The organism is Paraburkholderia sp. BL6669N2 (genome assembly GCF_003387275.1).
Taxonomy (GTDB): domain Bacteria; phylum Pseudomonadota; class Gammaproteobacteria; order Burkholderiales; family Burkholderiaceae; genus Paraburkholderia.
The window spans coordinates 3,140,294-3,154,791 of record NZ_QUNA01000002.1; the positions used below are offsets into that span (position 1 = coordinate 3,140,294).

Annotated in this window: 13 protein-coding genes; 7 read left to right on the forward strand and 6 right to left on the reverse strand. The window is 58.8% G+C overall.

The window, feature by feature from the left end:
* Positions 1–62: 62 nt before the first annotated feature.
* On the forward strand, positions 63–3,038 hold the full coding sequence (gene ppc, locus B0G80_RS36610; RefSeq protein WP_258879162.1) for a phosphoenolpyruvate carboxylase: 2,976 nt from the start codon (positions 63–65) through the stop codon (positions 3,036–3,038).
* A 1,127-nt stretch (positions 3,039–4,165) separates the two neighbouring features.
* Here the strand turns inward: ppc and B0G80_RS36630 are convergent.
* From B0G80_RS36630 to B0G80_RS36645, 4 genes are all read right to left on the reverse strand, one after another.
* A complete protein-coding gene (locus B0G80_RS36630) occupies positions 4,166–4,774 on the reverse strand; it encodes a hypothetical protein (protein ID WP_147309969.1) in 609 nt (202 codons plus the stop codon).
* 244 nt (positions 4,775–5,018) lie between these two features.
* Entirely contained in the window at positions 5,019–5,297 is a 279-nt protein-coding gene (locus B0G80_RS47895; RefSeq protein ID WP_309568805.1) for a BPSL0761 family protein, read from the reverse strand.
* A complete protein-coding gene (locus B0G80_RS36640) occupies positions 5,251–5,586 on the reverse strand; it encodes a hypothetical protein (protein WP_116122587.1) in 336 nt (111 codons plus the stop codon). Before B0G80_RS36640 ends, B0G80_RS47895 begins: the two co-directional genes overlap by 47 nt.
* A gap of 201 nt (positions 5,587–5,787) precedes the next feature.
* Positions 5,788–6,324: a DUF6471 domain-containing protein gene (locus tag B0G80_RS36645; RefSeq protein ID WP_116122588.1), complete on the reverse strand. Its 537-nt coding sequence runs from the start codon at positions 6,322–6,324 to the stop codon at positions 5,788–5,790.
* Positions 6,325–6,463: 139 nt separating this feature from the next.
* Here B0G80_RS36645 and B0G80_RS36650 point away from each other — a divergent pair, with 139 nt between their 5' ends.
* Positions 6,464–6,955, forward strand: a complete 492-nt coding sequence (locus tag B0G80_RS36650) for a hypothetical protein (protein WP_147309970.1) — start codon at positions 6,464–6,466, stop codon at positions 6,953–6,955.
* A gap of 167 nt (positions 6,956–7,122) precedes the next feature.
* On the forward strand, positions 7,123–7,458 hold the full coding sequence (locus tag B0G80_RS36655; protein WP_116122590.1) for a hypothetical protein: 336 nt from the start codon (positions 7,123–7,125) through the stop codon (positions 7,456–7,458).
* Positions 7,459–7,538: 80 nt separating this feature from the next.
* Here the strand turns inward: B0G80_RS36655 and B0G80_RS36660 are convergent, their stop codons facing one another.
* Positions 7,539–7,790, reverse strand: coding sequence for a DUF6471 domain-containing protein (locus B0G80_RS36660; RefSeq protein ID WP_116122591.1), 252 nt, complete (start codon positions 7,788–7,790; stop codon positions 7,539–7,541).
* Positions 7,791–7,882: 92 nt separating this feature from the next.
* Here B0G80_RS36660 and B0G80_RS36665 point away from each other — a divergent pair, with 92 nt between their 5' ends.
* From B0G80_RS36665 to B0G80_RS36680, 4 genes are read left to right on the forward strand one after another with little or no spacing between them, the layout of a single operon-like run.
* On the forward strand, positions 7,883–8,212 hold the full coding sequence (locus tag B0G80_RS36665; RefSeq protein WP_116122592.1) for a hypothetical protein: 330 nt from the start codon (positions 7,883–7,885) through the stop codon (positions 8,210–8,212).
* The gene (locus tag B0G80_RS36670) at positions 8,206–10,917 is read left to right on the forward strand and encodes a DDE-type integrase/transposase/recombinase (RefSeq protein ID WP_116122593.1); all 2,712 of its coding nucleotides are present in this window, start codon (positions 8,206–8,208) and stop codon (positions 10,915–10,917) included. The genes B0G80_RS36665 and B0G80_RS36670 overlap by 7 nt, the downstream gene beginning before the upstream one ends.
* Positions 10,918–10,925: 8 nt before the next feature.
* The gene (locus B0G80_RS36675; protein WP_116122594.1) at positions 10,926–11,945 is read left to right on the forward strand and encodes an AAA family ATPase; all 1,020 of its coding nucleotides are present in this window, start codon (positions 10,926–10,928) and stop codon (positions 11,943–11,945) included.
* 12 nt (positions 11,946–11,957) lie between these two features.
* Positions 11,958–13,277, forward strand: a complete 1,320-nt coding sequence (locus B0G80_RS36680) for a TniQ family protein (protein WP_116122595.1) — start codon at positions 11,958–11,960, stop codon at positions 13,275–13,277.
* 1,040 nt (positions 13,278–14,317) lie between these two features.
* Here the strand turns inward: B0G80_RS36680 and B0G80_RS46230 are convergent.
* Entirely contained in the window at positions 14,318–14,461 is a 144-nt protein-coding gene (locus tag B0G80_RS46230; RefSeq protein WP_181920155.1) for a hypothetical protein, read from the reverse strand.
* Positions 14,462–14,498: the final 37 nt, after the last annotated feature.

The window sequence follows — 14,498 nt, forward strand, 5'->3', positions numbered from 1 at the left end:
TGCGCATCAGAGCAACCTGCTGCTGCCTGCCCCGCCAGTTACTACCTTTGCGGAAGTTCGACGTGACGCCCATCAAACATGCGCCCCCAACACAATCTCATTCGGTGACCGGCATCGCCTCCGAAGCTAGCGTCACCACTATCACCGGGGGCGACAGAGATTTCCTGGCGAAGTCGAAGAAGACGCACCCAAGTTCAGATGAGGAACCGTCGAGCCGGCGTGCTAATCACACCGGCGAGGACAAGGACCATCCGCTGTTCCAGGACATCCGCTATCTCGGACGCCTGCTCGGCGACGTGCTGCGCGAACAGGAAGGCGACGCGGTGTTCGACGTGGTCGAAACGATCCGCCAGACCGCCGTGCGCTTTCGCCGCGAAGACGACAGCGCCGCCGCGCAAACGCTCGACAAGAAACTGCGCTCGCTGAGCCCCGAGCAAACGGTCAGCGTGGTGCGCGCGTTCAGCTACTTTTCGCATCTCGCGAACATTGCTGAAGACCGCCACCGCAATCGCCGTCACCGGATTCACGAACTGGCCGGTTCGACTTCGCAACCGGGCACGATTGCCCATGCGCTCGAACGGCTCGTCGAAGCCAATGCGGCCGCCACGCCGGTCCTGCAGCAGTTCTTCAACGACGCGTTGATCGTGCCGGTGCTCACCGCGCACCCGACCGAAGTGCAACGCAAGAGCATTCTCGACGCGCAGCACGACGTCGCGCGCCTGCTCGCCGAACGCGATCAGCAGTTGACCGACCGCGAGCGAGCGCACAACGAAGCGATGCTGCGCGCCCGCGTTACGTCGCTATGGCAAACGCGCATGTTGCGCGATTCGCGCCTCTCCGTGGCCGACGAAATCGAGAACGCGCTGTCGTACTACCGCGCCACCTTCCTCTCTGAAATCCCGGCGCTCTACGCCGATATCGAAGAAGCGCTCGTCGAGCACGGCATCGACGCGCGCCTGCCGCCGTTCTTCCAGATGGGCAGCTGGATCGGCGGCGACCGCGACGGCAATCCGAACGTCACGGCCGAGACGCTCGAAAACGCGATTACCCGCCAGGCCGCGGTGATCTTCGAGCACTACATGGAGCAGGTGCACAAACTCGGCGCGGAGTTGTCGGTGTCGAACCTGCTGGCCGGCGCCAGCGACGCCCTGAAGGAACTCGCCGCCGCCTCGCCCGACCAGTCGCCGCATCGTACCGACGAGCCGTATCGCCGGGCGTTGATCGGCATGTACACGCGGCTCGCCGCGAGCGCGCGCGTACGCCTTGGCGAAGGCAGCGTGCCGGTGCGCAGCGCGGGCCGCGGCGCAGCGCCGATCCGCGCCACGCCGTACGGCGACTCGGCCGAATTCGTGCGCGACCTGCACGTGCTGATCGATTCGCTCGCCGAGCATCATGGCGCACCGCTCGCCGCACCGCGTCTGTCGCCGCTCGCGCGCGCCGCCGAAGTGTTCGGCTTCCATCTGGCGAGCATCGACTTGCGCCAGAGCTCCGACATTCACGAAGCGGTGATCGCCGAACTGCTCAAGCGCGCCGGCGTCGAGGACGACTACGCGGCGCTCACGGAAGAAGACAAGCTCAAGGTGCTGCTCGCCGAACTGGCGCAGCCGCGTCCGTTGCGCCTGCCGTACGCGGACTACTCCGACCTCGTGAAGAGCGAGCTCGGCGTGCTCGAGGAAGCGCGCATCACGCGCGAGAAATTCGGCGCGCGCGCGGTGCGCAACTACATCATCTCGCACACGGAAACCGTGAGCGATCTGGTCGAAGTGATGTTGCTGCAAAAGGAAACCGGCCTGCTGCACGGCCGTCTGGGCGACGCGAACGATCCGGCGCAAGCGGGCCTGATGGTCATCCCGTTGTTCGAGACGATCCCCGACTTGCGCAACGCGCCGCACATCATGCGCGACCTGATCGCGCTGCCGGGCGTCGACGCGCTGATCGAACATCAGGGCAACGAGCAGGAAGTGATGCTCGGCTATTCGGACAGCAACAAGGACGGCGGCTTCCTCACATCGAACTGGGAGCTGTACCGCGCCGAACTCGCGCTGGTGTCGCTCTTCAACGAACGCGGCGTGACGCTGCGCCTGTTCCATGGACGCGGAGGCACCGTGGGCCGTGGCGGTGGTCCGACCTATCAGGCGATTCTGTCGCAGCCGCCGGGCACCGTCGACGGCCAGATCCGTTTGACCGAGCAAGGCGAAGTGATCGCCAGCAAGTTCGGCAATCCGGAAATCGGCCGGCGCAATCTGGAAACGGTGGTCGCCGCCACGCTCGAAGCGTCGTTGCTACCGCACGGCATCGCACCGGCGCAACTGCCCGCGTTCGAGGAAACGATGCAGCAGTTGTCCGACGCGGCGATGGCGTCCTACCGCGCGCTGGTCTACGAAACACCAGGCTTCAAGGAGTATTTCTTCGAGTCGACGCCGATCGCGGAGATCGCCGAGTTGAACATTGGCAGCCGGCCGGCCTCGCGCAAACTACAAGATCCGAAGCAACGCAAGATCGAAGATCTGCGCGCGATTCCATGGGGTTTCTCATGGGGCCAATGCCGGTTGCTGCTGACCGGCTGGTACGGTTTCGGCAGCGCGGTGGCCGCGCATCTGGACAGCGCGCCGACCGACGCTGAACGCAAGACCCGTCTCGCGCTGCTGAAGAAAATGCACAAGACGTGGCCGTTCTTCGCCAACCTGTTGTCGAACATGGACATGGTGCTGGCAAAGACCGACCTCGCGGTCGCTTCGCGCTACGCCGCGCTCGTGTCCGACAAGAAGCTGCGCAAGCACGTGTTCGAGCGGATCGTCGCGGAGTGGGAGCGCACGTCGAAGGTGTTGTCGGAGATCACGGGCAAGAGCGAACGGCTCGCGGAGAACCCGCTGCTCGCGCGTTCCATCAAGAATCGCTTCCCGTATCTCGACCCGCTGAATCACCTGCAGGTGGAGTTGCTCAAGCGCCACCGCGCCGGCGACACGAACGCGCGCGTGCGGCGCGGAATTCATTTGAGCATCAACGGGATTGCGGCGGGTTTACGCAATACGGGTTGAAAAATATTCCAATATAGGACAAAAAAGATCGAACAGTCGCAAGGTCGCTCCGAGGGCCGCGGAATAGCACGCTGATCCTGATTTCTACGCTGAACTGCGATCCTGTTGCGAAGTTCGCAATGCGGCACCTCGACTGGCCTCAGACCTTGGCCGCCCCCAATACGTGCCTATGTGTAGTTCGATGTCGCGGCAAGCTCTTTGTAGACTTCGAAGTTTACGATGTCGTAGTCCCGGAATGTGGCAGCTAAGTCGAGCATTTCGCCTGCGTACTCCGGCCCTTCGATCCGCGCGAGCGTCTCGACAAACGCTATGACTTCCTCGGCGCCGCCCAGGTGGCCAGCTAACCTGCCCCGTTCTGCGATGAAAGAGTTCAGGCGCCCAGTCAGATGAGTAGTTTGAAGAGCGTACGCGGCAGTTGAGGCGTGGAAAGCGCGACCTATCCTCCCGGCCAAAACTGTGCGGAACCGGTCGCGAATTCGTACATTGGAACTCCAACTGGGCTAAAACAACGGCGGTTGCCACAACACTCCGTATAGTGCGTCCGGGTCGGCCTGAAGAGTCCTGCTTGCGGGCTCACTCTGATTGCCTACTCCGCGTCGAGAAGTGAGCAACCCGGTGGGTGATTGCCCATCGAGTGCGAAGCCGCGTCGGTGGCTAGGTGTGGAATATCCGCACAGCTAGAGCGAAAAGTGAAGGCAGACGTCAGAAGCTAACCTCGCAACGGAAACCAGCAGCAACAAGGAAATGCGCGACCACCGGCCGCGCATCAGAAGAATTGAAACCTGCCCTCCGCGCATTATTCCCTGCCGGAAGACCGGCTCGACCGGCATCGGCATTTCGACAATCTCATCGGCGTCAACACACGGCTTGAAGCACTCCGTCATCAATAGATTCACGAAGACCCGACTTAACGGGATTTCCTCGATATCCGTTTCGGCTTGTCTCCGCCTCCTGACTTTGCAGCGTGGCTATCACGTGACTGGGCAGCGATGCGCCTGAACAAAACTCCTTGCTCTACATATCGCTTCTTGATGCGTATCACGAGCAAGCTGAGCATGAAACCAATCGCCGGCACATACAGCAGATGCGGATTGTTCATAGCAAAGGTCCAAATATCTCTCATGATTTCAATGATTTCGGGTACCGGACACCTTGCCCTTCTCGAGCTTGTTCGAGCGCGCGATAAAAGCATCAGCTGTCTGCAAGACCGGCTTCATTTCGCCATGCAAGAGCGCTTGCAGTGGCGTCAAATTGGCAAGCGACGCCTTCGGCTCTGTGAAAAATCTCCATTTAGCCCAGCCGGTCAACCCGTCCAGCCGTCGCACGACCTTCGCTAATTGCCTGCGGTCAAGTTCACTTGCAAGGAAGAACGCGGGGTAGAATTCGTCGGCATTAATATCAACGTTGAAGATACGTCCCGCAGCGAGGTCACTGGTCAGCTGCCGTTCAGTGATACCTAGGGCCGCGCAGACAATTGCTGCGCGCAGCAACTTTCCCTCGGCAACGAGGGAATCCCGTGCCGGCCTTCGTCGCTCCGAGCCACGTTTGCTGCGACCGTCTTCCTCACGAATCGAAGCAAGGTCGACATTCAACACTGTGGCCCTCCCGATTAGCCGCGCGAGAGAGATCTTAAAGCGCCGACCGACTTCGGCATCCGGTAGGTCCAAAAGTGCCTTGGCTCCAATAGGATCGAACAGGATCGCTGCCACAGCAGCGCGGCGCAACAGGTATTGCACCCGAGCGTCGTCGAGGGAAGGATTGTCCTTCGTAGCGCGTATAGACCGTGGCATCTTCGTCCCCTACTCTTCGCTCCCGACCAACCTCTCACAAAACTTCGAGTCGCCGCGTGGTCGACGCAAATCTCGACACGAATCGAGGTGCGACGCCAAGGCAAAAGCGCCACCGGGAACTGGCGATGGAACGCTACACCCTGAGCAATGAAAGACCTCGCCCACACGTCGCGACAGGCAGCAGGCTGCGTCAACAGCCTGGCTGCCCTCGTCGTCGATGCTCCCTGCGGCTTGCGATCAGCGCTGATTCCGCCCAAATATTCGGCAGCGCAAATGCCGACGCGTCAATATCGGCCTCGCTCGGGAAGTGTCGAAGCAGCGCCATGGCCAAGGTTCGCACGAGGTCGGCGCAGTATGGACCGCGACCATCCGCGAGAGTAGCGAGCAAATCGCGCGCACCGACAACCGCTCGCGTCCTTTCCTCAGCGGTCGTCATGCGCGTCCCCCAAATCAAGCGAGTCAGTGACATCGACGTATGCCTTCACGCCGTTGACGTCACACCATCGAGCCCAAACGTACCGCGCCTCATCGGCATACCCGCTTTCGCCGACAAGCATGTAGACGCGCCCGGACTGGGTTGTGCCTCGCGAGGCTTCAACATCGAAAGTCTCGATGGCCGAACTGACTCGTCCCGTTCGATCGCTCGCGTTCAAGCCGACGAAATGACGGGTATCTTGGGGAAGGATCTCGAAGATGCGCCATTCGAGCAGGCGGATGCAAGGCTCACTAGAGACAGGCGGAAGGGACCAGATAGGCATGATTGCCCTCGGCAAGAGGGCCGGCAAGTATGTACTCAGCTTTATATGCCGGCTGCCCGATATACCAGGCGGCGAATGTCGCGGCGAGACAGTTGAAATTTGACTTGTTAGCTCCGCGGGTCACATGGGATTTCTCACGCGTTCAACTATAGATCGTCGTACGCGGAATTCAAGAAGAACTTCCTTCGCCCAAGACCGTTGCTAACAGAGCTTTCTGTTCGATGCGACTTCGTTGACAGCTGCGATGTCAAGATAGAGCCACAGGGCGTCGAAGCGGCAGACTGTGGCGCACTGAAAATAAAGGGCAGCGCTGAACGTGCCGTCGTCGATCTGGCTCTCAAGCGATTCCGCTTCGACATGAACGCCGAGTTCCTCAAGGCGTCGGCACAGCATGTTCGTATCCAACCAAGGCTGAGCTGAGAGGTCCGCCTTGAAAACCCGTGTCGCTCGTGCTTCCCAAGATTCTTCAATCTGTTGCGGATACAGCCAAGTACCGGGAAGCGCAGAGCCCGCTGCGCTAAGCACCTGAAGAAAAAACGTGAAACGAAAGGTACCTCGATGCACCTTACCTTCGATCGAACGCGCAGATTCCCGAACCCCGCTCGCAACAAGCCTGTGCGATAGGTCCTCATAGCTCACGCCCTTGTGGACCAACGCAGCCCGAAGCGCTCTGGAGGCAAGATGAGCCCAGGCTGAATCGACGGACTGCGCCTTTTCCCCTTGTATTGTTGCCGCCATGTGCTTTAATTTCCATGTGGAAACCCATGTAACCTCTCCACCACGAAGACAAAGTCAATCGAGAGGGCCCCCTTCCGCCGCAATCCAACAATCCAGGCTGTTCGCCTGCAGAAAACACGCGGCTCAGAGAACGGTCGCCATGGACTCAATTCTTTACCTGGGCGTCGAAGGAGTGCTATTTCGCGTTCACGCACACAGCCATACTGTTGAGTGCCGCGCGCACGTACCACCTTCCACAGAACCCTTGCCGCTGCTCGAACCAGTGTCTGCGATCGTCGCGCACGAAACGAAGCTCAAAATCGTGCTCAACAGTTGGCTGGTGTTCGACTATGGTTTCCGGCGACTCCTCCGTCTGCTCCCCGCTGGTATAGCACAAAAAACGATTGGCGCAACTATCGCCGGGAATCGGCTGCACAGTCGTCCCATGGCTTACCGTGCGAGAGCCGAATTGCTACGTGAGGACGTGGAGAGACGCAAGCCCACTCAGATCACCATCGTCGATGCCTCGCGAAGTGCAATCCCTACCGAGCTACTGCACCGATCTATCTGTGTGAACGAGTCGGACTTCCTGTGCCCAGCCGAGTTCTCCGCGATTCTACGTCGTTTCGTTGATTCGGAAAACCAAGATTAGATGGCAGTGCTTGCCTTTCGTTGTGCGTTCGCCCACGCTCGAACTCAAAGCCGGCACTCCCGACCCGTCGATATGGGAATCGTGCGTTCCTTGCGTCGACCAGTTCTGTACACGCACTGAGTGGACGACCTTGTTCGTCCCCCGAGCAAACTTCTGGGAGTTTGCAAATGAAGGTATCGAAGAGAGAACTTCCCGAAGCATGGGCCGAAAAGATCTGGCTCACCTTGGACTTCTGGATGCTCAGATCGCATGTCAGCCGACGCGATTTCGACGTCGACGCGCTGGAAGAGGTCGTCTCGATGGTTCGAAGTATTCCGACCTTTAAAGCGTACTGCAAGGCGGTGAGACGGGACACGCAGAGACACGGGAAAAGGACTTACCCGCATGCCGTCCCATTGTTCCGAGTGCCCCCGGCTGGGCAAATTCTCGCCCATACATTCGACCTCCGCCGGTTGTTGGCGCAGTGGCAGCGCGAAGCGCTTCCTCGCACTGAGCCGGAATAGACGCCACATGGGCGGAGTTTACGATGAGCAACTCCAACATTGCACGAGCGGCGACCTATGCAACGGCAAGATCACTTCCGCTAGGCAGAGTCCTCCTCGTCCATCGCGTCAAGACATGCAAGGAAGAAGGCCGCGGAGAACCGCTTGCGGTTGATCTTTCGATTGAGCTGGTCCGCAGACTCCACAATTCCGAGCCGCTCGAGCCGCAACGCCAACGCCTTGTAACTGAGCTTGCGCTCGATCATCTTCGACACGATGAGTTCCCTCGCCTCCTCCTCCCACTCCTCGTAGACATTCTCCGCTTCCGGAGCCGTGTTCGGTCGTTTGCTCATAGCTGTATTTTGTCGTATATGGGTGCCTCGGTCTTCATGGACTCCGCGTCTTCCTACACGTTCTCACTCGGGTCGGTTTCCCGCGACGAGCCATGATGACTCAATCCCAACTCGCCGATCTCTTCGACCGGCTCGGAACGCCGCCTGCCGGCCAGCAACTCATCCTCAACGCGATGCTTCAAACGCCAGTTCGCAAGGTGACGTCGCAACGTAGCAAAGTCATCGCCTTTCGAACGAGTCAGAAGATGGCGCGCCATCAGGCTGAAAGTCGACACGTCGAGTTCATGGTTACCGTGACCGAAGAGCAGGCGAACCACGTCCTCGAATACTGCGCGCAGCCTTGCGAGCCCATGCTCAGCATGGACACCGCCTCTTCCTACAGGTTCTCGTTCGGCTCGGTTTCCCGCGACATGCCGTGCTAACAAAATCCCAACTCGCCGAGCTATTCGAACGACTCGGCACCCCGCCTGCCGGCCAGAATCTCATTGCCAAAGCGAGGATCGAAGCGCCAGTTCGCGAGGTGACGTCGCGCGGTGGAAATGTCATCACCGTTCTTGCGAGTCAGAAGATGGCGCGCGAAATCCGGACTGAGAGTCGACACATAGAATTCGCCGTTGCCGTCACCAAAGAGCGCGCAGAAGATGTCCTGGAATACTACCCGCAGCCATGCGAACTCAAGCTCAGTCTCACAGATGAGTCAACCGGCGAAATCGAAAAGATCAAGCACATCCCGGATTATCTCACCATTCGCAGTGACGGCTTCGCGCTCGAGGAATGGAAGGCTGAAGCGAAGCTGCTGCGCCTGGCTGACAATTATCCGTACCGCTATGTCCGCGCCGGCGACGGACAATGGTACTCACCGCAGATTGAGAAGCAACTTGCTGAACTAGGCCTGCGGTACCGGATCTTTAGCGAGGATTGCATTCCGCGTCGACGCGTGGAAAACTTCCTGCACCTCGCCGACTATTTTCTCCCGGGTGCAGAACCGCTTGATCCAGACAGCGTTGACCGGTTGCATGTTGCTCTGAATGAACACGGCGCTCTGTCGTTCCTCGAGCTGCTTCAAGCCCCATACAACTTCTGCGCCGACTTCCTCAATCAGGCTATTGCTGACAATGTCGTCGCGACCGCCCTTGATCGAGAGACCTTCGCAGACAAGCGAGCGTTCTTTCTCTACCGTGACGCTGCGCTACGCGACCTGCTCATCGCGGACGCAAAGCTCGGACAGATGCCCGGAGCGGAGTCCTTTTCGCTCGATATCGCAGCGGGTTCTCGCTTCCTGTTCGAAGGCCAAGAGCTAACGATGGTGTTGGTCGGAGAGGAGTCGATCGTATGCAGTAGGCAGGATGGCACGAACATCGAGCTTACGCGCGAGTGGATTGAGCTTGCACACGAGAAGAATCAGATCACAGCCGTCCAAAAGGACGGGACGACCTCAGGCACGGACGTTAGCCGCTTCTCACACGAGGAACTGCAGACCGCCCTCCGTAGACAGGCGATTCTCGACTCCATGAATTCCGAGGCGAAAGTATCGTCACGGACGCTGCGACGTTGGGTGGCTCGGAGACTTGTCGCTCTAGCCAACGGAGATAACGCTGCTCTCGCGTTGGTACCCAGGAATGCGGCGAAGGGCAATCGGACGCCAAGGCTGACCGAGACACAGATCTGTCGCATGGACGAGGTCATTGACGCCGAGTGGCGCACTAGCAATGCCATCAACTACATGACCTGTTACCGGAACATGGAAGTCGCCTTCAACGGCACGGACGAGAAGGCGCCGTCATACCCGACCTTGATTGCGCGAATCAAGGCACGGCAGACCAACCGCGACGTGCGAACCCGCCATGGGAAACGCGCCGCGTATCAGGAAGATGTATTCGTCGATGTGCTGTATTTCGACACTCCCGTGCACGGCAGTCGACCTTTTCAATACGTCCATATCGACCATACTGAGGTCGACATTGAACTCATCTCGAGTCGTACCGGTAAGCCGTTGGGACGCCCTTGGCTAACGTTGGCGGTTGACGCCTGGTCGAGGCGAATTCTTGCCTTCTATTTAACGTTCGATACTCCTTCGTATCACGCGGTCATGATGGTCGTCCGCGATATGGTGCGCCGGTTTAACCGGCTTCCCGAGTTCATCATAGTCGACAATGGTCCCGACTTCATGTCACATGCGTTCGAAACGTTCCTTCGCGTCATGGGCACGCATCTACGCTTTCGCCCTGCGGGACAGCCAAGGCATGGAGCAGTGCTCGAGCGTATGTTCGGTCGCTTAAACACCGAGTACATCCACAACCTTGCGGGTAACACGAAAGCGACAAAGAATGTACGCATGGTGAGCGGCTCCCATCTGCCCAAGAATCTGGCCGAGTGGACGCTGCGCAGCCTCTATTACGGGCTCCAGCATTGGGCATTCGAATACTATGACCAGGAGATACATCCTGCATTGGACGAATCTCCGCGAGATGCATTTCGGCGCGGCGTGCGGGAGAACGGACACCGCCCTCAGCGGCACATCGTGTTTAATCGGGATTTCCTGATCGCCACCTGCCCGCCCGTCGACCGCTCCGGCGTACGTGTTGTCAATCCTCAGCGCGGCGTGAAATACGACCACCACTTCTACGCGAACAAGGTTTTCAAAGCCTCAAACATCGCCGGCGAGTCGCTGCCGGTGAGATACGACCCTTGGGACGGGTCATCCGTCTATGTACGGCTGAAGGACGAATGGGTTCAAGCTCTCTGTAGAAGCCTTCATGGTCTCGGTCAACTAACCGACGTTGAGAAACGTGCGCTGACTGCAGAATACCGGGACCATTACAAGGCGCCTGATGACGACGAGCAACATGCGCAGCGCCTGCGAGAGTTCCTGCAGGTATTCACGCCAAAGGGCGCACTCGCATTGGAGTTGGAGCGGCAGTCGGAAAACAAAGGCCTGTACAACACGCTGCAGATGGCAAGCATCGAGCCTATCGCTGCACCTCATCACTTTGGCTTGGCGAACGAGCCGCTCGCTCCAACCGTGCCGGCACCCCTCTGCGAAGCCTCCGATAAGGTCCCGCAATCTCAGGATCTTGCTGCGGGTAGTTTTGCATTACCTGATTTTGACGATTTTTCTGATATTTAGGAGTTGACATGAATACTAAGGATAGCAAGGATGGGGCATCCGTCAATTCGCAGATTGAAGCCTTGGCTGCGAAGCGGATCAAACATACCCGTGTGAGCGAGGTTATGACTGAACTCGACACGCTCATTTACCCAGGCAGCCAAGACAGCATTCTGCTGGTGTGCGGCCCAAGTGGCGCCGGTAAGACGACGCTCGCCAGACACATGGTCAATATAGCCCTCACACAGGCGCATCGTGAGATGCAGGAGAAGCGGGGAATCATTCCCGCGCTCTTCATAGAGGCGCCCTCATCCGGGGAAAGCGTCTTTTCTTGGCGACTTTTCTACCAACGCATCTTGTCGCAGCTGGACGACGATGCCATCTCACCCAAGCTGCTCTATGGAATTGACGCAGAAACTGGCCGAATGAGCCGATCTCGCGCTACCAACCGGGGAACAACACTCGCGGCCCTTCGCACCGCAGTCGAGCGCGGTCTTCGTGTGCGTCAGGTGCGATTCCTGGTTATTGACGAAGCGGCGCACATCATTCGGCAGACTCGCGGCAACAATAGGCTCGAAATTCAACTTGACACTTTGAAGTCGCTCGCGAATCAGTGCGGAACGCAGATGGTGATGGTCGGATCCTACGATCTGTACGACTTGGTTTCTCTCTCCGGGCAACTCGCTCGTCGCACACATGTGCTGCATTTCGAGCGCTACCGGCAAGATCGGCCCGAAGATGTTCAAGCGTTCGACCGTTGCGTCTCCGGGTTTGAGAAAACGCTTCCCGAACTGTGGGGCGGGCAGCTCACGAGACACACAAAAGCGCTCCATGAGAACACACTGGGCTGCATAGGCACCCTCAGCGGCGTGCTCACGCGTGCTGCAAAGCTCGCAGGCATCACGAATGCGTGGACGACAGCCTCTCTCCAGCGCGCATTCTTAACCGAAGCTCAACACAATCGGATTCTGGAGGAAATTCTTGACGGCGAAGCCGGAATCAGCCCGAACTTGGTGAGCTCGGTGGGCCAGTTCAAGATGGCTAGTTGAGAGGCGTTCCCGATGAAAGAGGTCACGTGCCCCGCTCGCTCGGCGCTCTACCCCTTGCCGCCTATCGGCGTGGGAACCGCCAGCGTAGAGAGCCTTGTGAGCTTCTTCTGTCGCTTGGCAGCAGCACATTGCGTTTCTACAACGGACTTGTTAGGCAGAATCTCGAACACGTGCGGCTGGGAGGTCCCAGCGAAAAATTTCTGGAAGAACGTGAACCTAATCGGCATGGGCGAGGTCGCCCACCGTTATGCGTCCGCGTTGTCGATGATGACGAGTGTCGAGCGCCTGGATTTGTTGACGCTTCGGCCATGGCGAAACGTGATCGCGCAAGCGAGTCATGCGCCCGCTAAAGCTCGATGGTGCGGCGCATGCTTTGCACATGACCTCGCTCGGGGAGAATCGCCGTATTTTCGGCTAGCCTGGGACGTCGGAGACGTCGACGTTTGCCCAACAGACGGCATCCGACTCTTAGACACTTGCCACGATTGCGGCAATACGGGCGCAAGGAACAACGCGACATGTGTCGTTCCTGGTTGGTGTTGCTTTTGCGGGGCGTCGCTCGCCAGCGTCGGCGTCGCGCCGTTGCCAGCGACTCCCGCCGAGACGTGGAAGGCCGCGCAGATCGGGCGACTTCTGGCTGCGCAAGCGTCTTTGATTTCGGCGCCAGTTCGCCGCACCATGACGGAGGTAATTCTGAAGCTCATTGGCCAACTCGACGACGGACAGAGCGCGAGGTTTGCTCGGCGTATCGGCTTGAACAGATCTACGGTGCACTATTGGCTGAACCAAGGGGGTGTTCCGACGCTAGCCGCTCACCTGCGCATCGCATCACAAACAGGCGTTTCGCTCGAGGCCTTGCTGACCGGATATGATGGTGGCGAGGCTTCGAGATTGTATGAATCTCCTTCGTTGGCAGAGCTCTTCCCCGACTACAGGAAGCGCGCATCGCCGCGTCAACTTGACCTTGGTCGGATCAAGGCCCAAATGGACGACCTAAGCAGGCCAGATGTCACCGTCAGCGTCATGGAAGCGGCGCGACGACTGAACATGCATCCGCGAGAACTGTACCGTGTAGAGAATGAGAAAGCGCGCACCATCGGGGCGAAGTGGCGCAAGGATCAACGCGACCGTAGCGAGCAACACCGACTCGAAGCCGTCCGTGCGATCGAAGCAGCAGTCAAGGATATTCTTTCAAGAGGAAGGGCAGCCAACCTCCGCGAGGTGCAGCAGCTAGTTCCTCGAGAGGTTCTTGGCAGTGTTCGTGGAGTTGTCGCGATGATCCAGGAGGCAGCACGCAAAATCGAGGGCTCGAAGGACGAAACCTGCCTGTGAGAACAGTTCCTTTCCGTCGCTAGACGGTCGTTGCGCCCTCAACTCAAATAGGCAAGCGTCAGCGACGACACGACCAGGTCGAGCGACATTGGGTCGCCAAACGTGCAGTCTTCCTTGGCCTGCTAGCAGCATAGCGGCCATCAAATCGGCCACTCAGCTTCTCAAACGGCAATTCTCTTGCTCGGAAGAGCATCGAACACCCGCGGACCAGGAAGCAGAGGCACGACTCAATCTCCCGCCTTCCAGACGGGCCCACACACCGACACGGCGACTCGCGATCATCGAGTCCTGAACATCGCCTTCCTGGCTGCCAGCCGCGCAGCGGCCATAAAACCGCGCAGGCAAACACACGAATCACTTGCTCGCGAGAGAGCATCGAGAGGAAAGCGCTGAGCAAGATTGCGACTGAACCCCCTCCCCTCCGGGAAGGCTTCGCGCCGACAACGGGCGACACATGATCGTCGCGCCCGCCACACTCCTCCTTGGCTGCCAGCCGCGCAGCGGCCCTCAATCGCTGAAACACAAAACGCCAAAAGCATATGCTTACGTGAGCATACGCTTTTAAAGATCGAGCATATCTTTCAGTAAGAATGTGCTCTTTTGAGATATGGTTTGGATATGCTCACGAAAGAAAATCCTTAGTGAGCATATCCTTACTTTAGAGTAGAAAGGCAATGCCGGGGCCCCCGACCATTAGCGCGGGTGCCCCTTCCATCGTCATTAGATATGACGACTCCGCCAGACTATTTCGGGTCCCGCGCCTCTAGCTTCGCCAGCGCGTCCGCTTTCTCAGGTCCCATCCCCGTGGTGCGGAATCTTCTCCAGCGCGCCACCGGTCACAACCCGTCCACGCTTGGAGGCCACCGCCGGACCTCTTCAGTCGGAAGAGGCGGCACCAACGTCGGGCGGCTTGCGCTCGGCCGACGCGTGACTATGGGGATGTATAACATCGGCACGCGATTAAAACAATGCGGCATTTTCGCTGCAATTCGCTTGCAATTCAGCGCCGCTCAAAAACGCCGCTATCTAGTAATTCATTTTCAAAAATGTGATCGTGACTTTAATTGTAACAATACGGATTTCGAGTCGATGCCGCGACCAACCGCCCATTTCTTGCCGATGAGCGATGCATGAGGCACGCGCGCCGAAGCATCAGCTCGGGCACCACCGATGGTGCGCTTCACAACCGTCGTTTCCGGTAGCCAGCTCGGTGACGATGAG

Bases quoted from the DNA above. Each gene is read 5' to 3' on its own strand.
- B0G80_RS36675 (WP_116122594.1), top strand. From the start codon at position 10,926: ATGAATACTAAGGATAGCAAGGATGGGGCATCCGTCAATTCGCAGATT.
- B0G80_RS36680 (WP_116122595.1), top strand. From the start codon at position 11,958: ATGAAAGAGGTCACGTGCCCCGCTCGCTCGGCGCTCTACCCCTTGCCG.
- B0G80_RS36660 (WP_116122591.1), bottom strand. From the start codon at position 7,790: ATGAGCAAACGACCGAACACGGCTCCGGAAGCGGAGAATGTCTACGAG.
- B0G80_RS36640 (WP_116122587.1), bottom strand. From the start codon at position 5,586: ATGCCTATCTGGTCCCTTCCGCCTGTCTCTAGTGAGCCTTGCATCCGC.
- B0G80_RS36655 (WP_116122590.1), top strand. From the start codon at position 7,123: ATGAAGGTATCGAAGAGAGAACTTCCCGAAGCATGGGCCGAAAAGATC.
- B0G80_RS36645 (WP_116122588.1), bottom strand. From the start codon at position 6,324: ATGGCGGCAACAATACAAGGGGAAAAGGCGCAGTCCGTCGATTCAGCC.
- B0G80_RS36665 (WP_116122592.1), top strand. From the start codon at position 7,883: ATGATGACTCAATCCCAACTCGCCGATCTCTTCGACCGGCTCGGAACG.
- B0G80_RS36650 (WP_147309970.1), top strand. From the start codon at position 6,464: ATGGACTCAATTCTTTACCTGGGCGTCGAAGGAGTGCTATTTCGCGTT.
- B0G80_RS47895 (WP_309568805.1), bottom strand. From the start codon at position 5,297: ATGTCACTGACTCGCTTGATTTGGGGGACGCGCATGACGACCGCTGAG.